We start from the raw sequence: 24,061 nt of genomic DNA, 5'->3' as shown, positions 1-24,061 counted from the left end.
TCGCTCATTCGTCCTTATGGAGAAGTCCCTCCCGGGAGCGTGCCGCTGGGGTCGTCGGGCAGGGTGATGCGGGTGGTGATGCGTGCGCCGACCGGCGCGCGTTGCACTTCGAGGCCCTGGGAGAGGGCCGTGACGATCTCCAGGCCGTGCTGGCCGACCCGGCCGGCGTCCGCGGCCCGGGCGACCGGCAGGACCGGACGGAGTCCCGCACCATGACCTCGCGCAGGTCGCCGGTGATGCGCAGGTCCGTCTGCACCGTGGACCTGGGCCAGGTCGCGGTGACCGTGTCCGGCAGGCCCTTGAGCCCGTCGCGGGCGACGACGCATACGTCCTCCACCGCGCGGTTGCGCAGTTCGGGCAGCACCGTCATCCAGGTGGTGGCGCCCTCGCCTCCGTCGCCGCCCCGCAGGCCGAGGACGTCCTTGCGGCCGTCCATGTCGACCCCGTGCAGGTCGGCCATCGCCGGCTCGACGCCCGCTTCCCCCGGGAGACCTTCTCGCGGCGGAAGGCCATGGGGCCGTGGCCGAGCGCGGCGGCCCGTTCGGCGACCGCCTCGGCTTCTCCTGCCTCCCCGTGTGATCAACCAGGACCAGCCCTCGATGCGCCAGCACCGTCGCCTCGCCGTCCTCCGCCGCATCCTGCATGACGAGACCCTGCCGCTGCGGACTCGAACCGCGGCCGCGCTCATTCCACTCCATGTCCAACCGGTCAGTCGCATCGTCCGCTTGACCACTGAGGACGTCATCGACGAGGGCGACACCATCACGATTCGGCTCGGCGACCCGCCGTCGCCGCTGCCCGAACCCGTTGCCGATCTCATGCGCGCTTACCTGGCAGAACATCCTGGCCTTGCCCGGGCAAGCAGCCGCAGCCAGGCCTGGCTGTTCTCCGGCCGGCAACCCGGACAGCCGATGAACCAGGTCGGCCTGCTCGGCCACCTTCGGAACATCGAAGTGCCTGTCCGGCGTGCCCGAGCCTAAGCGATCCGCCGGCTCGTGCTTCGAGTCCCTGCCCCTGTGGTTGCCCAGGCCCTCGGCCACCACGGCAAGACCGCCACGCGTTCTGTCACGGAAACCGGCCGGACCCGGAGTCGGTATGCCCCCGGCGACCGCACACGCTGACAGGCGCGACGTAAATGCTCTGGTGCGCCGAGCTCCCGGGATCGGTCCGATGTCGGAACCAGGTGGCGTGCTCTGGTTCCGACGACGGCTTCGACTGCTTCCGTGGCTGGTTGATCGCGCAGGGACGCGAGGCCTTCGAGCGCATGGTCACCGACCCCGATGCCCTGGCGGAAATGCCCGTCGTGCGGGCGTCAGCGGCGGACGGGCTCGATCTCGAGTGCGAGGAGGTGCTGAGCGTCGTCTGGAACGCACACGTCGTGGCGGCCGGCAGACAACTCCCTGACGATGCGTTCAGCATCCGATGTCCGGAGCCGGACCCCACCGGGGACTCCGATTTCGACGACCACAGCGAAATGACTCACCGACTGCCCCGCTTGGGGTCTCTCCATCTGGAGTAAGCCGAAGCTCGCGGTCACGAGGCGAGGTCAAAACGGCGGAGGGGAAGCCACCGAACATCCCGGAGTCTTCACAGGTCAGTCCAGACATGCCCCTCGGAGTAGTCGTGCCGGCCCGGAAAGGCATGCAGCGGCCGCAGTTGCTCCGCTGGTTCCGGAACAGGCGTCGGGCGCCGGGTCTCGGCCGCTTCTTCCGCTCCACCGGATTCGCCCTGGAGGACCACATCGCCCTCGACGTCCTGCTGGAGCCGGCCAACGACGCCGGCATCGGCGGGGGCGGCCTTGGCGGTCCCCCCGGAGGGCCCGGGAGGAGATCCCTTCACGACTCCAGGTAGCGCAGGACCGCCAGGATGCGCCGGTTGCAGCCGGTGGCGTGCGGCAGGTCGAGTTTGTCGAAGACGGCGTTGAGGTTCTTCTCCACCGAACTCAGCGACAGGTGCAGCTTCTCCGCGATGGCCGTATTGGTGTACCCCATGGCCAGCGTCTCCAGCACGCTGCGCTCGCGCGGGGTGAGCCGGGTCAGCGGATCGCTGTGCGTGGTGCGGATGAGCAACTGCCGTACGACCTCGGGGTCGATGGCGGCCCCGCCCGCGTGGATGCGCTCCAGCGCGTCCAGGAACTCCTCGACCTGGGCCACCCGGTCCTTGAGCAGGTAGCCGACCCGTTCGGCGTTGGAGGCCAGCAGCTGGGCGGCGTAGTTGCGCTCGACGTGCTGCGAGAGCACCAGCACACTGACGTCCGGGAAGCGCTCGCGGATCTCCACGGCGGCCCGCAGGCCCTCGTCGGTGTGGGTCGGCGGCATCCGGATGTCGGCGACGACGATGTCCGGCCGGTGCTCCTCGACCTCCTTGAGGAGGGTCACCGCGTCGCCCAGCGACGCCACCACCTCGTGGCCCTCGTCGGCCAGCAGCCGGACCAAGCCCTCTCGCAGCAGGGTCGAGTCCTCGGCGAGGATCACGCGCATGGCAGCTCCGCTGAGATGGTGGTGGGTCCCCCGAGAGGGCTTTCGATGTGCAGCACGCCGTCCAGGGCGGCCACCCGGCCGCGCAGCCCGGCCAGCCCGCCGCCGGCCGGATCCGCCCCGCCCAGGCCGTTGTCCTCGACCCGTACGGCGAGCCGTTCCCCGGTGAGCGCCACCCGCACCTCGATGGCGGTGGCCGCGGAGTGTTTGGCGGCGTTGGTGACGGCCTCGGACACCACGAAGTAGGCAGCCGTCTCCACGGGCTGGGGCAGCGGCGCGCCGACCTCGAACCGGATGCGCAGCGGGGTGCTGCACCGTTCGGCCACCCCGCCCAGCGCTTCCTCCAGGCCGAGGCTGTCCAGCGCCGAGGGGTAGACCCGCCAGGCCACTTCCCGCAGCTCGTTGAGGACCCCCTGGGACTCCTCGTGCGCCTGGAGCAGCAGCGCGTCGGCCCGCTCGGGGTCGCGGCTGCGGCGCGCGCGGCCGAGCAGCATGGCCGGCGCGACCAGGCGCTGCTGGACGCCGTCGTGCAGGTCGCGTTCGATGCGCCGGCGTTCGACGTCGACCGCCTGCACCACCGCGGCCCGGCTGGCGGCGAGTTCGTCGATCCGCTGCTGGAGCAGCTCCCGTTCGGAGGGGCCGAAGCACTCGCGGGCGGTGCGGGTGTCCAGGGCGGCCAGCGAGTACAGGCCCTGCAGGTCGAGGAAGAGCAGGACGCTGCCCAGCACCGCCTGGGTCAGCAGCTCGTCCCAGCCGAGGCTGCCCCGCGCCCCCCGTTGATCAGCAGCCCGGCCAGCAGAGCGCCGAAACCGAGCAGCCCGATCACGACGGCGCACAGCAGACCCGTGTAGCAGCGTACGGCGAGGTAGCGCAGGATCTTCTGGTCGGAGGCCTTGTAGTGCTCGGGGAACCGGTCGCCGAAGAACACCGAGCGGCGGGTCCGTTCGAGCGCCGTGAGGCGGCGCGCTCCGGCCATCAGGACGCGCAGGGCGTCCGGGCGGGTGCGCGGCCACAGCAAGAAGGGGCCGAGGAGGACGCCGACGACGAGGAAGTGGAGGACGCCGAGCAGGGCGGTCGCGCAGCCGAGCAGCACGCCCAGGCCGCGGCGCAGCCGCGGGGGCGGCGAGGCGGCGCTCCGGTCGTCCCCGGGGTCCGCGGTGCCGAGGGCTCCTGCGGGACCGTGGAACGCGGCGCCGGTCAAGTCCTCCTGCACAGCGCCCGAGCCTAGTGCGGCCGAACGGCGCCGGGCAAGATCGCCGGAGGCCGTGCGCGGGAGCACGGGGCGGGGGTCGGCGTGCGCGCGGTCGGTACGCATCAGGAGCGGCGGTGCTGGGCCTTGTCGCGGCCCCTCACCCGTACGGCCACGTAGGCGGCGAAGGCGACGACGACCACGACCAGGACGATCTTGCTCAGGACACCGAGGTAGGTGCCCACCTCGTCCCACTGGTCACCCAGCCGGTAACCGGCCAGTACCAGGACGCTGTTCCAGATCAGGCTGCCGAGCGTGGTGAGCATGACGAACACCGGCATCGGCATCCGCTCGATGCCGGCGGGCACCGAGATCAGGCTGCGGAAGATCGGCACCATCCTGCCGAGGAAGACCGCCTTGGTGCCGTGCCTGGCGAACCACTCCTCGGTGCGCTGGAGGTCGGAGGTCTTCACCAGCGGCAGCTTCGCCCACAGCGCGTACATCCGCTCCCGGCCGAAGAGGGCGCCGATCCAGTAGAGGACGAGCGCGCCGACCACCGAACCCAGCGTCGTCCAGAACAGGGCCGAGGCGAGGGTCAGCACGCCCTGGCCGGCGGCGAAGCCGGTCAGCGGGAGGATGATCTCGCTGGGCAGCGGCGGGAAGACGTTCTCCAGGGCGACGAACAGGCCGGCGCCGGGAGCGCCCAGCGCGTCCACGAGGTCGGCGGCCCACCCCGCGATGCCGTCCGCGGGCTCCTGGGGCAGGGCCAGAGTCATGTGATGCACGGTGGGTCTCCGAGGGGGCGGGTCGGTGGAGCGGGGCGGCTGCCCCGACGATCTCCAACCTAGAAACCGGAGACCGGCGGCGGTATGAGGGCTGCCACCCGGTCCGATGCGGTTCCCCGCACCCGGACCCTGCGGAAAACCGCAGGGTCCCGGGCCGCCCCGGACTGCCCCCGGGGCGTCACGTGTTCGTGTGAGATCTTCACGTGCGCCGTGTGTCTGCCGACCTGCCTCCGACCGTGCCGCTTCCCGGACACCGACCCGTCACATCCATCGGACCTGGAAGGCATCCTCGAGTGACACGGGCGGCCCGCCGGGTGAGGGTCAGTCGTCGAGGGCGTCCATGACCTTGCCCAGGTCGACGAACTTGAAGTTGGTCGCGTCCCGGTCGCCGTCGCCGGGGGCGTCGTGTCCGTCCTGGACGACGAGGAGGCCGTTCGGGTACTTGGAACCGAGCGGGGCGTTCAGGACCGCGGCGCCGTCGCACTCCTCGGAGCCGTCGAGGGTGTCGCTCGCGGCCGTGACCCGGAAGCCTCCCTCGTGCTCGTTGGCGTCCTCCAGCTCGCGGTCGTAGGCGGCAAAGGTGTTGTCGCCCTGGCTGGAGGCGAGGAGGTGGCCGTCGCCGTCGGGCTCGGTGAGCAGCGTCAGGCCCTCGACGTCCGCGGAGATCTCCGTGCCTCCGTAACCGGGGTCGGCGCCCGGCGTGCACTCCTCGGTCACCTCGTCGTAGGCACCGGGGACGCCGTACTCGCGTACCTTGTCGATCAGTTTCGGCGTGCCGGTGAGGTCGGCGCGCAGGCGCCAGATGCCGATGTCCTCCTGGCCGGCGTAGAGCATGCCGTTGGCCGGGTCGACGACCATGCCCTCGACCTGCGGCAGTTCGCCGGGCTCGCCGCACGGGGACCACGAGGTGCCGTCGGGCAGCCGGAAGGCGGAGGGCAGGTCCAGGGTGCGGATCTTGCGGTACGTGACCTTGCCGTCTGCGGTCGGCAGCAGCTCCAGGAGGGCGATGCCGGTGCGCTCGCGTCGGCTGACCAGGGCGTAGGACTTCCCGGTCGCCGGGTCCGTCCAGGTCGCCAGGCCGTAGGCGGTCCGCTGGTCGTTGATCTCGGCCTGGTCCTGGGAGAACACGGGCGGCGAGGCGGGGTCGGTGACGTCGGTCAGCGGGCCGCCGGTGCGGTCGCGGTCGATGCGGTAGAAACGCAGTCGATCGTGGCCACGGTCGCTGGTGACGGCCAGGTCGGCCTTGCCCGAGGAAAGCCGCAGCCCGTGGAGGAGGTCCACGTTGTTGAACCGGCCCGGGGCGTCGTCCTCGCCCACGGCAGGGGGCGCGGCTATCGACTGCACCAGTCGCGCGTCCAGGTCGTAGACGCGCAGACCGCCCTCCTTGGCGGTGGCGACGACGAGGCTGCGGTCGGGGGCCGCGGCGTTGCGCCAGATGGCGGGGTCGTCCGCGTCGGCGTTGCCGCCTTCGTCGTCGTCGTGCAGCACCGGCGTCTCCGCGCGGGGGGTGATGGACGGCAGCGAATCGCCGGAGACGCGGTGGCGGCCCTCGGCCTGGGCCGGCACGGCCAGGGCCGCCGCTGTGAGGGCCGTGATCACGGCCAGCACGGCCGACCGGGCGCTCGTGGAGCGAGTCACGCGGATCTCCTCTGAGAGGGGGTGGGTGGTCCTGCGAGAGAGTGGGCTCTCTTCGTGTCGGCACGGCAGCCGCCGGCCGACCGGTGACTCCGACTTTGCGTGTACACGAGGTGAACGACGTTTTGGACAGCGGATCGTACGTCGGGAGTGTGGCGACGGAGCCCGGGGCCGGCCGCTGGGGCGGGTGCAGGGAAGACGCGAGGCCCACCACGACCTATGGCGTGTCCGGCGGATCATGAGTGTTCCCTGCCGGCCGAAGGCGTCTTCTCGAGTCCGTTCGGCTGCCGTGGCGTCAGGTGCCGGAGGTTCGTGACCCCCACCGTGGCGGTCCGTTGTGATGGTCATGCGGGAGGTGCGGTCCGACGTCCGGTCGGCGGAACGGGGAGAGGTCCTTGTTCGGGTCGGTCACCGGTTCGGGCGGGTGGACCTGCGGCGGCAGACGCGGCCCTGGGTGAATGGTCTGCTCGGCCCGGTGGGCCGGAAGAGCGGCTGGCAGCCGGCCGAGTACGTGGGCCACCGCATCCCTGCGGGCCTGCAGGATCTGCTGAACCGTGCACGCCGGTGTCCTGACGAGGTGCGTGACGACCTGCGGGAGTGCACCGCGCCGAGATACTCGGGGAGCCGGACGGTGTGCCGATCGTCGACCACACCGGCTTCCTGAGGAAGGGCATGGTCTCGGCGGGGGTCCAGCGGCAGTGTTCGGGGATCGCCGGCCGCACGGAGAGTCCCCCGGAGGGGGTGCCCCCGGCCGGACCGGGGTCTTCGCCGCCTGCGCCACCCAGCGCGGACGGACGCCGGCGGACCGGGAGTTGTACCTGCCGAAGTCCTGGACGGCGGACCGGGACCGGTGCGGGGCGGCGAAGGCGCCCGACGACCGCGACTTCGCGGCCAGGGGCGACCTCGCCAGAGCCATGATCCAGCGGGCCCCGGCCTCGCCACTGCCCATCGCCTGGGTGACCGCGGACTCGGCCTACGGCCAGGAGTGGCGGCTGCGGCGGGTGCTGGAGGGAGCCGGCGTCGGTTACGTCCTGACCGTCCCGAAGTCCCAGCCCGTCCCCGCGCCGGGACGGAGACCGGCAGAGACAGCGAACTGCAGCTGGAGTATGAGGGAGCGGCCACCTCCGGCACCGCCGGGGCGGACTGGCACTTCGTCGGGCTCCGGCCACCGGCCGCACCTGCGGTGCCGGCCACCGTACGGTTCGTGTCAATGTTCTGCGGTCTGGGCGGTCAGCCCGTCTCTGGCGGTGTGCGCCGGCAGGAGCGGTTCGGACGCGGGCGGATTGCTGCGGGAGGGGCGCGTGACGGCTGTCGGCCGCGCCGGGATCCGACCGGATCGCGGGTCCTGTTGGAGTGAGGGCAGGATCAACTGCCACCAGTCGGGGAGGCGGCCGGTGAGGGCGTGGGGGCCCTCCAGCGCCTCCGTGAGCGTACAGAATCCGAAGAAGGCCCGGACCAGGGTGCGCGCGGTGGCGGCCGGGCGGACATCGGCGGCCAGATACCCCCCGGCTCGGGCCTGGGCGAGCAGACGTGTGGCCGCGGTCGTCCAGAGAACGAAGGGGTCGGGAAGATCCACGTTGATGGTGTGGCGCTCAGCCCACAGACGGGCACCCGCGCGCGTCAGGGGGTCTTCGGCGAGGGCGCGGGCGATCTCGTGGCTCAGTGCCACGAGGCGCTCCAGTGGCGGCACATCCTGGTCGCCGTACCGCGTGACGAGGCTCGGCCAGGTCGCGAAGCCGTCCTGGACGACAGCCAGGGCGATGCCTTCCTTACTGGCGTAGTGGAAGTAGACGGATCCGCTGGTTCGGCCGGACCGGGCGCTTATGTCGTTGACACTCGTGCCCGCGTAACCCTGCTGGGCGAAGAGGCAGGCGGCTGCCTCCAGGAGTGATCTGCGGGTTGCTCTGGCCCGTTCCTGCAAGATCTTGTGCACCTCAGTTCGGCTCCGTAGTGAACGACCCAAAATGTAGTGCGCCCGCGTACGCCTGGAGCAATGAACCGTCGACCTCGCGCGGTGATTGCTCATTTTTTTCGAATTTGAACACTCACGAGTGGAAATTGGCTTCTCGGGTGCCGCTCCTGGTCCGCCGACCGAATCCTCGCCGCATGGCGACGTGTGATTTTTCGCTGTGCGCATATGTCGCAACTTGCCTTCGCACAGGCATTGGTGACGTTCGGCCAGAAGCTTGAGAGCAGTCGACTGCGGTGACCGCTTACACCTTGATCACCTGACGGTCGAGTACTCGAAGTGATGATTGCACCGTTTTTCCGGGCCTAAATATCGTAGCCGTTGCAATGTTTTCTCTTTGCGGCTGACGCCCTGAAACGTAAGCCGTCCTGTCGGTCGAACCGTCGACGGAACGCCGGCTTTCCCCGCGGCCCGTCATCGAGGGCCGCACCGCCTCACCCCGCGGTCCCACGACTCGCGTGACCGCCCCCGCCCTCTCTCCCCCAGGAGGTCACCATGACGCCGACGCTCCGAACCCTGTCGAACTGGTCGCCCGAGGCCATCGTCTTCGACTGCGACGGCACACTGATGGACACAGAGCGTCATTGGCAGGATGCGCGTAACCGCGCCTTCCGTGAGTTCGGTCTGCTGCCCCCGCCGGGCTTCGCCGAGCGCGCCAAAGGCGTGCACTACGTCGACTGCGGCCGCCTGATGGCCGAGGAGACGAACAAGCCCGAACTGGCCGCGGACCTGACCGCGGCGCTGCTCGGACACTTCCTGTCCCTTGTGGCGGAGGACCCGCTGACGATGCCGGGCGCCTGCGAGACCGTAAGTCTCCTCTCCGGGCGGCTGCCGCTGGCCGTGGCCAGCAACTGCCCGCTCGAGGTGGTGGAGGAGAGCCTCGGCCGCGCCGGACTGCGCCGCCACTTCCGCCACGTCGTCGTGCCCACGGTGCCGCCGGGGAAGTCCGCCGCGCCGAAGCCGGTGAATGACGGGGAGCGGTCGACGGTGGTACGGCCCAAGCCGTGGCCCGATGTGTACACCACGGCGGCGCGTCTGTGCGGAGTCCTCCCGGGAGCCGCGCTGGCCGTCGAGGACTCCCTCACGGGGATCGAGTCGGCGTGGCGTGCCGGCCTGCGGGTGCTCGGCGTGGGCCCCCTGCCGGACGGCGGGAACACTGGGCATGCCGATGCCTGGGTCACGGCTCTGGACTGCCAGGAGGTGCTGGGGTGGGTACGGGGGTGGTGGCGCACCTCGCCACCGGACGCCGGACGGGACCACGAACGCCACGGACCGTTCTAGGAGTTCATGTCGCGCTTCGTTGCGGACCGGCGTCGCGCGCGACTCGCCGCCGACTGCACCGGATCCAGGACCTGCCCCGGCGCGCTCTCCGTTTCCGCCGGGCGGCACGGTTCTCCCGGAACCGACCAGCCCTCCTGGTCCTGCCGAACAGCCACGGCCGGCCGTACCCGCCGGTTCTCACCGACCGGAAGTGCCACTGCTGTCCGGGCGATCAGCCACCCTCGGGAGCGGCCGCGACGTCACCGTTCTCGTCGACCACATGGGTGCGCCAGTACACGTCCCACTTGTCGTCGACCTGCTGAGGCACCTTGCCCGCGGGGTAGCGCGTGTAGCCCTTGGGAGGCTGCTCGCCGTCCGAGATGCACGCGGAGCCGGTGGAGCCGACGTGAATGGCCGGGTACTCGCCTGCGCTGCAGATGTCCTCCCGGTACTCCAGCCCGCATCCGGCCAGCGTCAGGGCGGTCGTGACACCCAGAGCCGCGACAGCGGTGAAGCGGCGGGCACCGCGCCGGGAACGGTAAGCGGGTCGGCTGGTCCCGAGGGCCTTGTGCACGGCGATCTCCTGTCGTCGGCAGGTCCTCGACTCTTGCCGACGACAGGCGGCGCGTCGTGAGCACGCGCACCCAGGCAGGGAACGCCCGGGTACTCATCCATGTACCTCCTCACACCATGCAGGCCGCCTTCCCCCGAGTGGTCACCGGGGGACATGCACGTCGATCCCCGTTGGCTGTGACAGCGCCGCACGGTCGTCACACCGTTGGACCTCTCGATTCCCGCCGCAGACGCACACCACGAGGACGGCGCGGACGATGCCTTGCCGGCCCCGGGTGCCCTCGGCGCACCTGCGGGTCGGATCCGCAGGTGCGCCGGTCCACTGACTGACGTCGGGGGCCTGGTCGTGCTGCGCGGGTGAACTCCTCCCAGGCGTCCTCCCGCAGCTTCACGACCGCCGGGTACTTCCTGCCCCAGGCGTCGGCGAACTCGGCGGACCGCTCCAGGGCGGCTTCCTCGGTCGCCGCGACGTACTCCTGCCCAGTCTGCCGCCGCAGGTCCACCCGCCCGAACCGGTGACCGACCCGAACAAGGACCTCTCCCCGTTCCGCCGACCGGACGTCGGACCGCACCTCCCGCATGACCATCACAACGGACCGCCGCGGTGGGGGTCACGAACCTCCGGCACCTGACGCCACGGCAGCCGAACGGACTCGAGAAGACGCCTTCGGCCGGCAGGGACAGCGAACCGCAACCGGAGTAACCAGTCCGCCGGCGGTGGTTGGCCATGCCCACGAGGCTCCTCCCCACAGAGTCGTGAGCGGAGACGAGGGACGTGGGCGCGCACGCGAACCTATTATGATCTTGGTCATGTCTGTGCAGAGCTCTGACAAGATCCTTTCCCGTAAGCAGAGGCTTCAGGAGAAGCAGCGCCGCCAGTTGGCGGTGGTCGACACCGTGGACAAGGCCGAGGCGAAGGTCCGCAAGGCAGAGGTTGAACTGGCCGGTGCTGTCGCCGAGGCCGTGCAGGTGTTCGGCGACGAACAGTCGGCGTCCGAGGGGCTCGACATGCCGGTCGACGCGATCCGGCGCTTCCTCGGCATGGCGCAGGATGAAGCGGCCGACGCGGACGACGTCGCTGACGCATCCTGAGTTCGGCCCGCCTCGGGGCGGCCACGTGCGTGACCTGGGGTCTCCGGAAGGCGACTACCAGGCCGTGCGTACCACCATGTCCCAGCATGTCCCAGGCGTGCGCGAGCACGTTGCGGTCCTCGGCCGTCCCTGAAGGCGAGCGCCCGCCTGCCGCTCCCGGCACTGGACCCGGGTCTGCGCCGAGCTCGGCATCACGCCGAAGAAGAACATGCCTCACCGGCCACAGACGAACGGCACAGCGGCGAACCGCACGTCACCGGATCGGCCAACGTCCCCGGGCAGTACGCCTAGACTCGCTCCACGGCACCCGGCGGCGCGAGGGGAAGACGTTTCCGTGCACATGTACGACAACCCTGTGATCAGCGGATTCCACCCCGATCCGAGCGTGTGCCGGGTCGGTGACGACTACTACCTGGTGTGCTCCAGCTTCGAGTACGTCCCCGGGCTGCCGCTCTTCCACAGCAAGGACCTCGTGCACTGGGAGCAGATCGGCAACGTGCTCGACCGGCCCGCGCAACTGCCGCTGCCCCTCCCCGGCGCCAAGGCGTCCGGAGGCCTCTACGCCCCCACGATCCGCCACCACGACGGCCGCTACTGGGTCATCAACACCAATGTCGACGGCGGCGGCAACTTCGTCGTCTCGGCCGAGCGGCCCGAGGGGCCGTGGAGCGACCCGGTGTGGATCGACCTGACCGGGATCGACCCCGACCTGGCGTGGGAGGAGGACGGCACCTGCTGGTGCGCCTTCTCCGGCCCCGAAGGGGGCATCAACACGGCCAGGATCGACCCGGTCAAGGGCAAGGTGCTGGAAGGACCTTTCGCCACCTGGTCGGGCAGCGGCCTCAAGTACCCCGAGGCGCCGCACCTCTACCGCATCGGCGACTGGTGGTACCTGCTGATCGCGGAAGGCGGCACGGAACGCGGCCACAGCGTGTCCGTGGCCCGCAGCCGCTCGCCGCGCGGCCCCTGGGAGGGCGCACCCGCCAACCCCCTGCTGTCACACAGCGGCACCGCCCGCTCCATCCAGAACACCGGCCACGCCGACCTGGTCCAGGCTCCCGACGGCAGCTGGTGGATGGTGCTGCTCGGCGTCCGCCCCCGCGGCTTCACGCCCGACGTGCACGTACTCGGTCGCGAGACGTTCCTGACGCCCGTGGAGTGGGACGAGGACGGCTGGCCCGTCGTCGCGCCCGTTCCCGAGAGCCACGCGGCCCCGGACGGTGCCTGGCATCCCGTTCCGGCCCCGCCCGCCCGCGACGACTTCGACGGGGCCGCTCTCGCGCCGCACTGGATTTCACCGTTCGTCCGCGCGGAGGGCTCCTGGTCGCTCGCCGAGCGTCCTGGCTGGCTGGTCCTCAGCGCCACCGGCCCCACCCTCGACAGCCCCGGGTACACCTTCGTCGGCCGCCGCCAGCAGCACCACGACTGCCGCGTCACCACCGTGATCGACCCGGGTACGGGACGCGGTGGTCTCTGCGTACGCCTGGACGAGGCCCACCACTACGAACTGGAGGCCGGGGACGGGGAGGTCGGCGTCGTCGCCCGGATCGGACCGCTGCGCCAGACCGTGGCCCGCCGGCCGGTCCCGGCCGGGCCGCTGCCCCTCACCGTCACGATCCGGACGTCAGGCCTCGTGCCCGCGTCGCCCGAACTCACCGACGGGGGCACCACGGGCCCCGACACCATCGCCTTCTGGCTCGACGATCCCGACGCTCCCGATGCCCGGCCACTCGCCGAACTGGACGGGCGCTACCTGTCCACCGAGGTCGCCGGCGGCTTCACCGGCCGTGTGATCGGCATGTACGCCATCGAGGGCGCGGTCGCCTTCGACTGGTTCGAGTACGTACCAGCGCCGTCCGTGTGACGCTCGGTGTGCGAGCGGGTGTCGCAACACCGAGGGGCACCCGCCCGCAGCCTCCCCAGCCCCCGGACGGCCTCCTCGCCGGTTGACGAGTTGGTGCGTGAGAGGGGATGAGGCATCGTGCCTCCCCGATGTCGAGGTCCTCATGGACGACGGCCGCCTCGGCCCGAGCCGCGGCCATCCCGGCCAGGCCGGCACGCCTCAGCCGCTCTCACGCACCAACTCATTGGGCCGGGCGCCCGTACCGCGTCACAGAGGTGATCACGGAGGAAACAACGGCGGTCGCGACGAGGCTGCCGATCATGACCATCCCCACGCCGATCACGAAGAGGCCGCTGCCGTCGTCCGACCAGTCCAGGAAGGCCGCAGCGGTCAGACCGGCCGTGGTGCCGGCCACCGCGCCCACGACGTGGTTCCGGAACACAGCCCAGCACACCGGTACCAGCAGGGTCAACACCAGCCCGATCACCTGCCACGCCTCGTACGGGCCGGTCGACGAGCCGTCGGGGTGCACGTCACGGTGCTGGTCCCAGCCCAGCCACACGGCCCACATCACCGACGCCGTCACGGCCGGCACGAGGGTCGACGTCAACCGGGGAAGCAGCTTCACGAGTCCTTGGTGCATGCCTCGATCGTCCCGCCGCACGCCGTCGTCGGACAGCGCACGCATACTCAGATCCGTCCGAGTACGTGAGCCGGGAGGACGGACCGCGTGCTCACCCGGGCGCCCCCCCATGGGTTTTGTCACCCCGTGGGGCGGGTTGCGGGCCGCGGGGAGTACCGCCGTGAAGCATTCGTGAAGAGCACGTCGGCTCGTCGTCCGACGAGGCAGAGGAGTGCGTGGTCCGGTGTTTTCCCTGGGCGATCTTCGAGCATTTCGTTGTCGTGATCCACGACGTACCGGCGAATTCCTGGGACCTGGAAATGGCTGTCGCAGCGCGGCATCCGGCACCGCATCGCCCCGAGCACAAAGCGGAACACTTTCTCGCTTTCACGAGCATCGCCCGCACCTTCATCTGCCACCGCAGAATCGCGCCCACCCGGAGCAGCGAGGATCAGGTGTTGGCGGCGCCATAGTGCAGGACGTCGCCCTGTGGAAGCAGATGTCCGATGTCCCGCGTCTGCGGCGACCTTCCTGCCGGCGTCGATGCGCCGGTGCAACCAGAGACCTCGAAGCCGATGATTCCCAGACCGAAGGGGGCGCTCTTGAAAATTTGGGTCCCGATGGCGGCCGGCCATTCGTCCATCACGTCGGATGCGGCGGACCACAGAGCACTCAGGACGGCCTGAGGTTGGGCATCATCACTCGATCCGACCTCTATGGCCGGCTCGTAGCAGCCATCGGACCGGTTGGTCCGGTCCCGGAAGGCGGCAGGACTCGTCATGGCATGATCATGCGGCAGAGCCCGCTCCAATGCCCCGGCATTCAAGCGTGCGGCCGGCCCAATCGAGATGATCTTTTAACCCGTTCCGTACTCGTCTCCTCGGTCGGGTCACCAGACGAAGCGACCAGATGCCCCCTGGCAGTGAGCTCGACGGCGCCGATTGCCTCGCCGGACCTCTCCCCCGCTCCTCCCGAGCGTGGCAAAACACCGTCGGCGTCCCAGGGTGGGCTCATCCATGAGGCAGGCGGGCATCGGGAGGGGAATCAGCGATATACGGAACGGCGGAATGCATGATACGCAGCCGTAGGGCCATGGTTTCACCAGGTAAGTCAAGACTTACCTTCAGGGAACTTTGACCGTATGGTGTGGCGCGAGCCGAAGGAGCCCCCTGTTGTCGAAAATGAATGTTTCCACTGTGCGTGCGGTTGAATCGGAGCGGGATCATGTGTCCTCCTTATACGAGTTGCTCGCCGAGCGGATTTCCGAGGCGCAAGTACACCGAGCGAGTGTGTTGAAGGCTCCGGCGGACAGCGCCGGTGAGGCATACGAGAGAGAAATCGCCGCCGAGCGTCTGGCCAAGGAAATCGGCCGGCTGGAAGGCGCCGGAAAAGGGCTGGTCTTCGGGCGCATCGACCGGACGGACGGCACGGCCCTGCGCATCGGGCGGATCGGACTGCGGAGGGAGGAGGACGACCTGCCTCTGCTCGTGGACTGGCGCGCGGACGCGGCGCGGCCCTTCTACGAGGCGACACCGGTCCACCCGATGGGCCTGCGGCGGCGCCGGCACCTGCGCCTCGAGGAGCGCACGGTCGTCTCGGTGAGCGACGAACTGCTGGACGGGACCGCCCCGACCGACGAGGACGTCGTGGGGGACGGCCCGTTGACCGAGGCTCTGTCGGCCCGGCGTACGGGCAGGATGCAGGCGGCCGTCGCAACGCTGCAGGCCGAGCAGGACGAGATCGTCCGCTCCGCCCGCCGCGGGGTGACCGTGGTGCAGGGCGGGCCCGGCACCGGCAAGACGGTGGTCGCCCTGCACCGGGCGGCCTATGTCCTGTACGCGTTCCCGCGCGCCGCGGAGGAGGGTGTCCTGGTGGTGGGCCCGAACACCCGGTTCCTCGACTACATCTCCCAGGTCCTTCCCTCGCTCGGAGAGAACGACGTCGTTCTGGCGACCTGCCGGGAACTGGCCGGAGTGTCCACGGACACGGTGGATCCGTTCGGCACGGCGCGTCTCAAAGGAAGGTTCGACCTCGCCGACGCCTTGGCCGGTCTGCTGCGCGTCCACCAAGCCCCCGCCGGTGACTTCACCGTGCGGGTCGGACAGGAACTGGTTCACCTCTCCGGCGAGGAAGTCGCCGCGGCACGCGATGCCGCCTTGGCGGCCGTACCGGGGCACAACCCCGCGCGCCAGGTCTTCAAGGAACTCTTGGTCGATGCCGTCACCGACGCGGTGCAACGAGACATGGGCGATCTTCTGGAGCAGATCGACGCCGATGCCGAAAGGATGACGGGCCTGAACCTCGACCGGTTCACGGGAGTCGCCCAGCACCGTGCCGAAGGTGCGACCGACCCGGGTCAGGTCCACGAGCTGGGCCTGGACGCCATCCGAGCCGATCTCCTCGACGACGCCGACGTCGACCGAGCGGTCGAGGTGTTGTGGCCGCGGCTGGTACCCGGTGATCTCGTGAAGGCACTCCTGACGGACGCCGGCGTTCTCGCCGAGCGCCTGCCCCGCCTGACCGCTCATGAACGGTCCCTTCTGCTGCGTGGTCCGGACGACCCGTGGACCGATGCCGATGTGCCGTTGCTGGACGAGGCGGCGAGCCTGGTCGACGGCCCTCCCGAGCGGACGTACGGGCACGTCGTCGTCGACGAGGCGCAGGAACTGACCGCCATGCAGTGGCGGATGATCGTCCGCCGCTGCCCGGCAAGGTCGATGACGCTGGTGGGGGACTTCGCCCAGGCAGGCCCGGTCGCGACAGCACGCGACTGGAAGGAAGCATTGAGCCCTCACGTCGGACCGCGGTTCGTCCTGCACGACCTGACGGTCAGTTACCGCACCACGCAGGAGATCCTGGAGAGCGTCCGGGGCCTGCTCACGCGGATCGCTCCGGACCAGAGGCCCACGCGGTCACTGCGAAACGGTGAGAGCCCCTGCATCGTGACCACGCCTCCGGACGGGTTGGTCACCGCCATCGTCCGGGAGCTCCGCGCCCAGAGCACCGCGCACCCGGGCGAGCTGCTGGGAGTGATCTGCGCGGACACCAGGGTGGGCGAGCTGACGGCTCAGGGCATCGCTCACCACGCACGCGTCGTGTCGGCGTCCGAAGCACGCGGCCTGGAATTCGACGGGGTAGTCGTCGTGGACCCCGAGGAAATCATCACGGCCCGCCCCGGTGGGGAAAGGGACTTGTACGTAGCCCTGACCCGGGCCGCCAAGCGCCTCTGCACCATCACCGTCCAAGCCGCCTGACCCGCCTGCCGGCTCGGCGCCCGCGTCGTCGCCGCGGGCGCACCCGGCACGGTACGGACACCGGCCCGTGCGCACGGGACCGCTCGGCGGGCCGGCGCGACGAGACGTCCCCGCCGGCCTCTTCGCGTCCATGCGATGAGCTGGCCCCGGCGGCAACGCGGACATCCGGTCGTTGCCCGGCACTGCCACTACGGACAAAGAACCCACTCGTTGGGGCGGTCCGGCAGGACACGACCGGGCCGGACCACATCAGAACGGCCCTGTTTTCCTCCCCATATCCAGTGTCCAGTAATGGGTCCATGGACCGCCCCTCCAATAGCCGAATCCGGCCTCGCGAATATCGTCCGGCGTGTACCAGTCATCAAACAGAATGGCATTTCGGTGCCCCCAGTGCCAATTCTCATCATCTTGCATCCAGAAGCGCACAACTTTCTCTGCGGTATCAAATCCCATAGCTACATTTTCCGCCCGCCAGGTGTGATACCCCGCCTGGTGAATCGGCTGCCCAGGCTCCCAAACCAGTATTCCGCCGGGACCACGGTGCATGTTCGCATCTTCACCGACCCAACCCCCATCCTGTCCGCTCAGGAATTCACTGTGTGCGCGCGCTATCAAGACCAGACTCCTTGAGAGCGCGAAGTCCGGGACCCCGGGCGGCATGACAGCTTCTGCGGAATTTCCATGAGGTGGGTAGTTCTCTGGATGCGTACGTGCATCCGTGACGAAGCGTCGCAGCTCCTTCTCCTCGGCTGACATGCTCGTCGCGAGGTCCCAGGCGTGCAGCGGTAGCGAGCGGCGCGGCGTCATCGCGACTCACCCTTTATACATAGAGCGTACGGATACAGCCTGGCCAGCTGGCCAGACGTCAACTTGAGCCAATTAACCCACATGCCTCTATTGAGGAGCCATGGGAACGGGACGAGGCTTCAACGGAGGTCGCTGCTATTACGACCACGACCCTCGCCGAGTCGTTTTCCACTGGCACTCGAGGTACAGGCCACCGACGCATCGACACGTCATGCGATGTCTTCCGTTGCATCAGGCCCACTGCTCGCCTGTCTGCGTTTTCTATTTGCCGCAGCGGTTAACGAAGACCCTCGGCCTGATGCACCTCAGTCGCGAGGTGGAGTTACAGCTCCTCGATGCTTTTCCCTTCCAGTAGACCACCGCACCAGCACCTTCGCAAGCTCCGGGAAACCTGCCCATCACTCCGGTCCACAAGATCAACGCCCGTGCCGAGCTGCGGATTGACGTACCGAGGACGACCCGGTCCGCCTGGAGTTTGGAGCGCTTGTGTGCTGCCGGGAAAAAGGTTCCATAACAACAGCTGACACAATGAGGTCGCTGGTCATCCCACGCAGGCGACACATCGGGTGAGGTCTTCCGAGAGGAAGACGGTGAACCGTCGCTGTGTACCGGTGATCGTGACAGATGGACGCGATCTGTTCCCGCGGCATCGGGCCTTTCGGCGGCATCGGGCCTTTCGGCGGCGTCGGCCGGTCCGGGACGAGGGGTGACCCCCGTGTCCGGCATGGTTTGGTGCCGGTGGGACCAGGCGGTCCGGAGCAGGGGTGCGGAGGCGGCTGGGCTTCCGGACGGCTTGAAGCCGGCGCCGGCCTGCGACTCGGCCCAGGCAGCATGTGCAGGGGCACTCTGGTCCCGGCCGGGTCCCGGACAGCTCGGCCGCCTGCATCCGCACCGACTCCCGGCGCCGACGTCCCACAGCGGTCGGCCCGCCCCCGTCCGCGATTCACCCTGCCGACTGACGAACTGGAGTCAGTGACCTGAAGTCCCGCCGCCCCTTCCTGATCAGTTGGGCTCCAGCCCTCCGATGACGCCGGTCTCCGCGGAGGGCAGCCATCGCGCCGGGGTCCTGGAGGTGTTCACCTCCAGGACCCCCATGTCAGCGCCGATCGTGGTCCGGACTCGTGAACCTGAACCTGACCGCGTTCTCCTCGGTGGCCCACCGGTGGAAGCCGGCCTTGTCCAGCACTCGGATCGAGGACGGGTTCGGCAGTTCCACGCTGGCCGACACGGTGTGGACATCGGGCGCGGTGAGGGCGAATTCGGCCAGGGCCCGGGTGGCCTCGGGGGCATAGCCCCGGCCGCGGCGGGAGGCCACGATGCCGTATCCGATCTCGAGGACGCCTTCGCCGGGTGGCCAGAACAGGCCGATGGAGCCCACCACCAAGCCGCTGTCGCGCTCGATGATCAGACGGTGGCCATAGGTGCCGAGCCACTCGGGGTACTGGCCGAAGAGGCCCGCGACCACGCGATCGCCGTCGGCGGGAAAGTCGTCCGCCCAGTGCGAGGACCGGGTGCCGTCGAGGACCGCCGCGGCCTCGCTCATGGTCCAGGGCCGCAGGACGAGGCGTTTGGTGACCACGTCGGCGTGGGCGGAGGGGGAAGAGGAAGACATGTGTCTCTCCTGGTCGTAGGAGCGACCGGGCCGCACTCTGCTATCGCGCGGGCCGGATGAAGGCATGCCGATGAGGGCCGACGGCGGCCATATTCATCAACCTCCCCATCCCGAGATCACGCGTCTGTCGCGCCGGCCTGACGGTAGTGGTCCTTCTTCGGCCGGGACAACTCGTTTCCGGGTGAGCCGAGCCCCGGAGGGAAGATGCCGGGCTCTCCCGCGCGCAGGCGGTAGTTCTCCTTCCCCTCCGCACACCTGACGCAGGCGCCGCAGCCCCACGGGCCGTACACGACGACGGCGTCCCCTCCTTCAGTCCGCTCACACCGTCGCCGGCGCCTCGGCCCTCCCCGCGCCCTCGTATCCGAGGGGCAGCGGCGGTTCGCGGGGGAAGCCCTCGGCGAACTCGGCCACGTCGTCGAGCAGGCCTTCGCCCTGCTCGGCCGGTTCGAACGCCTCGCGGTCCGTCGGGAACGACGTACTGAACCCCACGGCTTCTTCGTCTCATCGGCTGGCGGCCCCATCGGCTGGAGACGCCTCGGGAAGACCGGATCGTGATCGCGTCACGGACTCACGGAAAAGAACTTGAGCGAGGTCTCGCCCCGCTGCTACTTTCGCGGCGGACCGTGAAGTCGTCGTATGGAGGTGAGACCCGTGAACGCAGTCATCCATGGGTGCTCCCCCAACCCGTCACGGTCCGGCGGCTGACATTCGGTGTCGCCAGGAGCGCCTGAGATCGAGGCACTCCTGGAAGGAGACTCCGATGAACACAGCGCCTTTCACATCGGGCCCGAGCGGGAACGCGGTGGAGATCACGCGCGTCGCGGACAGGCAATGGCACGCACTGGCCGACGACCTGGTCGTCGGCCGCGGGCATGCACAGCACCGGCCCGACGGACGCTTGTTCGTCAGCATCGACGCCTGGCACGACGCCGTCTTCGACCGGCTCGCCGAGGCGATGCTGGCGGAACTGCCGACGCCGCTGTACACGGTGGTCGACGAAGCCGACACCGAACTGACGGCCGGCTGGCGGCGGGCCGGTTTCACGACCCGGCGCCGCGAGTGGGAGTACACCGTGCCGACCGACCCCCGGGTCACAGGACTCGAAGCAGTCCTGCCGCCTTCGGGCGTGACGATCGTGCCCGCAGGCCAGACGGACGAGAATCCGCTGCGGGCGGTGGACCGCGCGATCCGTGACGAAGTCGAGGCGACCGTCGGGTGGCATTCGATGCCCGCCGAGGTGATTCCCCGCCCCGAAGGCGACACCATCGTCGACCCGTCGAAGTACGCGGTGGCCGCGGCACCGGACCGCTACCTGGGTCTGATCCGGGTGGTGCCGGTGAACCGGCCACGCATCGGGCTGGTCGCGGTCCGGGCCGGCGAGCAGCGCCGCGGCATCGCGCGGGCACTGCTCGCCCACGCGCTGGGAACACTGCACCGCTCTGGAGTCACCGCGGCCCGGACCGAAGTTCACCAGTCCAACCACGCAGCTGCGGCATTGTTCGAAAGCATCGGCGCCCGGCCGACGAGCAGCAACCTGGAGCTGGTGCGATGACGAAGAACAAGAACGTCATCGAAGTCGAGGGCAAGGTCGTCGAGTGCCTGCGCAGCGCCATGTTCACCGTGGAGCTCAAGAACGGCCACCAAGTGCTCGCGCACATCAGCGGGAAGATCCGCAAGAACTACATCAAGATCATGCCGGAAGACCGGGTCCTGGTGGAGCTTCCGCCGTACGACCTGACGCGGGGCCGGATCGTGTTCCGGTACCGGAACTAGCGATCGGCACCTTCCACAGCAGCTGGTCTCGGGGTCACGCTCACGGCGTTTCCGTGACCGTGACCCCGATGACGGCTCGCACGGTCGCGGCAGCCACCGCTCCAGGCGATGTCGTTGTGCGGCACGTACAGGATGCCCTGCAGACACGGCCGAACCGGTCCGTTCCACAAGATCGTGTCACGCGCTCCGACGAGTGCGGCTCGAGGTGCTTGCCCAGTCTCTGTGGACCTGTCCCGGGAGGCTCCGTCCGTGCGGATCCGGCCGAACTCCTGCCGTATCAGCACAGCCACCAGGCTGACCGGCGCCGGGCCATGACGAGTCGGTGCGCTTCGGGTCCCTTCCGTACGCGACCGGGAGCAGTTACGGCGGTCATGTGATCGGTCGACGGCCCGAGCGGGCCGGACACGACTCGTGCGCCATGTCGTGCCGAGGCGACACCTGTGTCAAGCGGAGGTGGCGGGGCCGTCCAGCGCCTCGACCGCCTCACCGGCGTCGTGCCCGAAGAAGCGGCCGAGCCGGTCTGAAACGGCATCGCCGGTACGGAACACAGCACGGCCCGCCACCTTCTGCACAGCACCGGACGAGCACTCCCCGGCCCGCCGCCTCCTGCTGGAGACCGCGCGCACGCCCTGGCGCTCGCCGGAGCACCGATGTGGCTCCGGCTATCTGGTGACCGACGGCGATGACCTCGTAGCCGTGCGTGCAGGTGGTGCATCCGTGGTGTACGACAGCGTGATCGAGGGTTTCGTCCACCATCGCCCGAGCCGGTGATCACGCCCTGTGGGGCGGGTTCCGGTGGGAGCCGGCGAGCCGGCGACAGGTTCTCACGGCGATGGACACACCGCGCCCTCGGGGTTCCGGGGAACGGAGGGCTGCTGTTCCTCGTCCTCTCCCGTGTCCTCCCGAGGGGGCCACGGCATCCATGTGAAGGGGTCGTCGGTGGCGAGCGGTCCCGTGGCGCCGAACTCGGACTTCTCCTGACGAGGGAGAATGACTTCTGTCCGCGTCACCGCGAAGGCGGCGGGCCGTAATTCACCGCACGACCCGTTCAGATCTCGTGCAAAAAGAAAGACGTTACCCATTTCTGCCTCTCATCGAGTGCCCGAATGGGGGGATGCGCCGCGCATCGCAATGGGCGATTTACACCCATCCCACCATGACACATGTGACGCGACGGTTCATTTGAAACAGTAAGCAACAGGTTAAGGCAGCCCCAAGGGCGATACAAGTGATAGCGGTCGGAAGGAATGATTGACCAGAATCGGTCGGGTTCGGCTGCCCGCGGCCGGGCATGTTTCCGGGCGCCGTCCGCACGTGAAAAAGCAGGCAAGGTGCCTGTTTGCGGCCCAGTCCCTCCGGAGGGCCGTTCCGCCGGGATTCACGAATGTCCGTTTGGGGTGGGGCGGCGGACCGGCTCCTGCCCGCTTCGGCCTTCCGGCCGACCGCCGACGGCGATATCCGCTCCGCCGGCGCCGGCGGAGCGGACAGGGGGGCAGGGCCCGCGGACGGCGACGCCGACCGGGCACCGGAGTCCGGTGAGCAGGCGGTCACCGGGCCGCCCGAGACGGCACCCGGGCCCCCACCTGCCGCTGCCGGCCGGAGAACGCGAGACGGTCCACCGACCGCGTCGGTGGACCGTCTCGCCGAAGAGCGGGGCTAGCGGGACCGGGGAAGGGTGTCCGCGGAAACGTGGCCGACCGGGGACAGGCTGCATTCCACGGCCCGCGCCGCCCGGATGGTGACGCCCACCTCCAGGGGAACCCGCGGCGGCGCCTCGGCGAAGCGGTACCGCTGGAGCAGCGTCGCCGTCGCGAGCTTCATCTGCAGCATGGCGAAGTGGTTGCCGATGCAGGAGCGCGGGCCGCCGCCCAGCGGGAACCAGGCGTAGCGCGGCCGGTGGCTCTCCTCCTCGGGACGGAAGCGGTCGGGGAGGAACCGCTGCGGGTCCGGCCAGTAGGAAGGGTGGCGGTGCGTCACCCAGGGCGACACGTACACGTAGGCCCCCGCCGGTATCGCGTGCCCGTCGACGACCGTCGACCGCACCGCCCGGCGGATGAGGACCGGCGCCGCGGGATACAGGCGCATGGCCTCCTTGAGCACCCGCTCGACCGTGGGCACCTCGTCCAGGTCCGCCGGGGTGGGGCGGCGTCCGCCGAGGACGGAGCGCACCTCGTCGCGCACGGAGTCCTGGACGTCCTGGTGCCGCGCCAGCAGGTACATGGTGAACGTGAGGGACGTCGCCGTGGTGTCCGAGCCGGCCAGCAGGAAGACCAGCACCTGGTCGCGCAGTTCTTCGTCGGTGAGCGGGGTGTCCTCGTCGCTGCGCGCGTTGATGAGCAGGGTCAGCAGGTCGGTCCCCGCCTCGTGGTCCGAGGTGCCGCCGCGCCGGCGCTGCTCGATCAGACGGTCGCACAGCGCGTGCAGCTCCCGCTGGGCCGCGCGCGCCCGGCGGTTGGCGGGTGTGGGGAAGGAACGGGGCAGGTTCACCGGCATGAGGCCGCGCCGGAGGGTGTACGTGCCGAGCACGGGCATGCAGTGGCGCACCACGTCCTCCGCCTGTTCCGCGTCCGCGCCGAAGAGGATGCGGGTGATCATCCTCACGGTGAGTCGGCTCATGTCCTCGTTGAGGTCGGGCCGCCGGTCGGGGTCGGCCTCCCACGCGGCGCACAGGGCGTCGACCTCGTCGCACACGGCCGTGGCGTACTCCGCCACCCGCTTCTTGGTGAACAGCGGTGAGAGCAGGCGGCGCTGCCTGATGTGGTCGTCGTCGAGACTGCTGAGCAGGCCGTTGCCGAAGGTCTGCCGCATCTCCAGCGAGAAGCGGTCGTCCTTGCGGAAGTTGGCCGACTGGCCGGCCAGCACCTGCTGGGCGCCCGCGGCGGAGAAGACGAAGTGGATCGTCGTGCGCAGTCCGGGCGGCCCGGACACGATCCGCACCACGTCACCGTGCTCGCTCCGGGCGCGCTCGTACGCGCCCAGCGGGTCTCGCCGCAGGTCCAGCAGTGAGCCCAGCAGCGGCAGGCCGTCGGCAGTGGGTACCTCGATCGCGTTCGTCTCCATCCCTGGCATCCCTTTCCCTGGCTCGGCGTGCAAGGCGGTGACCGGACCGGCTCCCGCGGAGCCGTCGGACCGCCGGCCTCTGCGTCCATTGCACGCCGGGCCGCTCGCCG

Annotated in this window: 21 protein-coding genes and 2 pseudogenes; 9 read left to right on the top strand and 14 right to left on the bottom strand. The window is 69.7% G+C overall.

Annotation, left to right across the window (positions count from 1 at the left end; translation table 11 throughout):
• Positions 1–4: 4 nt before the first annotated feature.
• Complete coding sequence (locus tag ACFY3N_RS17035; RefSeq protein ID WP_390817470.1) at positions 5–460, bottom strand: transposase; 456 nt, start codon at positions 458–460, stop codon at positions 5–7.
• Positions 461–575: 115 nt separating this feature from the next.
• Between ACFY3N_RS17035 and ACFY3N_RS17030 the strand changes: the two genes are divergently transcribed.
• Positions 576–980: a hypothetical protein gene (locus ACFY3N_RS17030; RefSeq protein ID WP_390817469.1), complete on the top strand. Its 405-nt coding sequence runs from the start codon at positions 576–578 to the stop codon at positions 978–980.
• A gap of 155 nt (positions 981–1,135) precedes the next feature.
• Positions 1,136–1,519: a DUF4240 domain-containing protein gene (locus ACFY3N_RS17025; protein ID WP_390817468.1), complete on the top strand. Its 384-nt coding sequence runs from the start codon at positions 1,136–1,138 to the stop codon at positions 1,517–1,519.
• Positions 1,520–1,835: 316 nt separating this feature from the next.
• On the opposite strand, the gene ACFY3N_RS17020 is transcribed toward ACFY3N_RS17025, so the two are convergent.
• From ACFY3N_RS17020 to ACFY3N_RS17000, 5 genes are all read right to left on the bottom strand, one after another.
• On the bottom strand, positions 1,836–2,480 hold the full coding sequence (locus ACFY3N_RS17020) for a response regulator (protein ID WP_390817467.1): 645 nt from the start codon (positions 2,478–2,480) through the stop codon (positions 1,836–1,838).
• Positions 2,471–3,205, bottom strand: a complete 735-nt coding sequence (locus ACFY3N_RS17015; protein ID WP_390817466.1) for a sensor histidine kinase — start codon at positions 3,203–3,205, stop codon at positions 2,471–2,473. Before ACFY3N_RS17015 ends, ACFY3N_RS17020 begins: the two co-directional genes overlap by 10 nt.
• 8 nt (positions 3,206–3,213) lie before the next feature.
• On the bottom strand, positions 3,214–3,690 hold the full coding sequence (locus ACFY3N_RS17010; RefSeq protein ID WP_390817465.1) for a hypothetical protein: 477 nt from the start codon (positions 3,688–3,690) through the stop codon (positions 3,214–3,216).
• 101 nt (positions 3,691–3,791) lie between these two features.
• Positions 3,792–4,442 (bottom strand): DedA family protein, encoded by a 651-nt coding sequence (locus ACFY3N_RS17005; RefSeq protein WP_390817464.1) that lies wholly within the window; start codon positions 4,440–4,442, stop codon positions 3,792–3,794.
• A 330-nt stretch (positions 4,443–4,772) separates the two neighbouring features.
• On the bottom strand, positions 4,773–6,089 hold the full coding sequence (locus ACFY3N_RS17000; protein ID WP_390817463.1) for a phytase: 1,317 nt from the start codon (positions 6,087–6,089) through the stop codon (positions 4,773–4,775).
• A 551-nt stretch (positions 6,090–6,640) separates the two neighbouring features.
• Between ACFY3N_RS17000 and ACFY3N_RS16995 the strand changes: the two are divergent.
• Positions 6,641–7,120, top strand: a pseudogene (locus tag ACFY3N_RS16995) (transposase); the annotation flags it as partial.
• Positions 7,121–7,293: 173 nt separating this feature from the next.
• On the opposite strand, the gene ACFY3N_RS16990 reads toward ACFY3N_RS16995, so the two are convergent.
• Complete coding sequence (locus ACFY3N_RS16990) at positions 7,294–8,019, bottom strand: ScbR family autoregulator-binding transcription factor (protein WP_390817462.1); 726 nt, start codon at positions 8,017–8,019, stop codon at positions 7,294–7,296.
• A 531-nt stretch (positions 8,020–8,550) separates the two neighbouring features.
• On the opposite strand from ACFY3N_RS16990, the gene ACFY3N_RS16985 reads away from it, so the two are divergent.
• Positions 8,551–9,336, top strand: coding sequence for an HAD family hydrolase (locus ACFY3N_RS16985; protein WP_390817461.1), 786 nt, complete (start codon positions 8,551–8,553; stop codon positions 9,334–9,336).
• Positions 9,337–9,547: 211 nt separating this feature from the next.
• Here the strand turns inward: ACFY3N_RS16985 and ACFY3N_RS16980 are convergent, their stop codons facing one another.
• A complete protein-coding gene (locus ACFY3N_RS16980; protein WP_390817460.1) occupies positions 9,548–9,889 on the bottom strand; it encodes an SCO0607 family lipoprotein in 342 nt (113 codons plus the stop codon).
• Between the two features lie 809 nt (positions 9,890–10,698).
• On the opposite strand from ACFY3N_RS16980, the gene ACFY3N_RS16975 reads away from it, so the two are divergent.
• Both ACFY3N_RS16975 and ACFY3N_RS16970 read left to right on the top strand, forming a co-directional pair.
• Positions 10,699–10,980: a hypothetical protein gene (locus ACFY3N_RS16975; RefSeq protein ID WP_390817459.1), complete on the top strand. Its 282-nt coding sequence runs from the start codon at positions 10,699–10,701 to the stop codon at positions 10,978–10,980.
• 340 nt (positions 10,981–11,320) lie between these two features.
• Positions 11,321–12,844 (top strand): glycoside hydrolase family 43 protein, encoded by a 1,524-nt coding sequence (locus ACFY3N_RS16970; protein ID WP_390817458.1) that lies wholly within the window; start codon positions 11,321–11,323, stop codon positions 12,842–12,844.
• Between the two features lie 220 nt (positions 12,845–13,064).
• Here ACFY3N_RS16970 and ACFY3N_RS16965 read toward each other — a convergent pair whose 3' ends face one another.
• Positions 13,065–13,466 (bottom strand): hypothetical protein, encoded by a 402-nt coding sequence (locus ACFY3N_RS16965; protein ID WP_390817457.1) that lies wholly within the window; start codon positions 13,464–13,466, stop codon positions 13,065–13,067.
• A gap of 430 nt (positions 13,467–13,896) precedes the next feature.
• Positions 13,897–14,226, bottom strand: coding sequence for a hypothetical protein (locus ACFY3N_RS16960; RefSeq protein WP_390817456.1), 330 nt, complete (start codon positions 14,224–14,226; stop codon positions 13,897–13,899).
• Positions 14,227–14,626: 400 nt separating this feature from the next.
• On the opposite strand from ACFY3N_RS16960, the gene ACFY3N_RS16955 reads away from it, so the two are divergent.
• Positions 14,627–16,699: a HelD family protein gene (locus ACFY3N_RS16955; protein WP_390817524.1), complete on the top strand. Its 2,073-nt coding sequence runs from the start codon at positions 14,627–14,629 to the stop codon at positions 16,697–16,699.
• A 249-nt stretch (positions 16,700–16,948) separates the two neighbouring features.
• On the opposite strand, the gene ACFY3N_RS16950 is transcribed toward ACFY3N_RS16955, so the two are convergent.
• From ACFY3N_RS16950 to ACFY3N_RS16940, 3 genes and pseudogenes are all read right to left on the bottom strand, one after another.
• Positions 16,949–17,506: a CAP domain-containing protein gene (locus ACFY3N_RS16950; protein ID WP_390817455.1), complete on the bottom strand. Its 558-nt coding sequence runs from the start codon at positions 17,504–17,506 to the stop codon at positions 16,949–16,951.
• Positions 17,507–18,602: 1,096 nt separating this feature from the next.
• The gene (locus ACFY3N_RS16945) at positions 18,603–19,118 is read right to left on the bottom strand and encodes a GNAT family N-acetyltransferase (RefSeq protein WP_390817454.1); all 516 of its coding nucleotides are present in this window, start codon (positions 19,116–19,118) and stop codon (positions 18,603–18,605) included.
• A 173-nt stretch (positions 19,119–19,291) separates the two neighbouring features.
• Positions 19,292–19,517 (bottom strand): annotated as a pseudogene (locus ACFY3N_RS16940) (alcohol dehydrogenase catalytic domain-containing protein); the annotation flags it as partial.
• Positions 19,518–19,878: 361 nt separating this feature from the next.
• Here ACFY3N_RS16940 and ACFY3N_RS16935 point away from each other — a divergent pair.
• Positions 19,879–20,670: a GNAT family N-acetyltransferase gene (locus tag ACFY3N_RS16935; RefSeq protein ID WP_390817453.1), complete on the top strand. Its 792-nt coding sequence runs from the start codon at positions 19,879–19,881 to the stop codon at positions 20,668–20,670.
• The gene (gene infA / locus ACFY3N_RS16930; RefSeq protein ID WP_390817452.1) at positions 20,667–20,891 is read left to right on the top strand and encodes a translation initiation factor IF-1; all 225 of its coding nucleotides are present in this window, start codon (positions 20,667–20,669) and stop codon (positions 20,889–20,891) included. Before ACFY3N_RS16935 ends, infA begins: the two co-directional genes overlap by 4 nt.
• A gap of 1,656 nt (positions 20,892–22,547) precedes the next feature.
• Here infA and ACFY3N_RS16925 read toward each other — a convergent pair.
• Entirely contained in the window at positions 22,548–23,951 is a 1,404-nt protein-coding gene (locus ACFY3N_RS16925) for a cytochrome P450 (RefSeq protein WP_390817451.1), read from the bottom strand.
• Positions 23,952–24,061: the final 110 nt, after the last annotated feature.

It is taken from the genome of Streptomyces sp. NPDC000348 (genome assembly GCF_042898795.1).
GTDB lineage: Bacteria > Actinomycetota > Actinomycetes > Streptomycetales > Streptomycetaceae > Streptomyces.
This window is presented reverse-complemented; position numbering and strand designations above follow the sequence as displayed.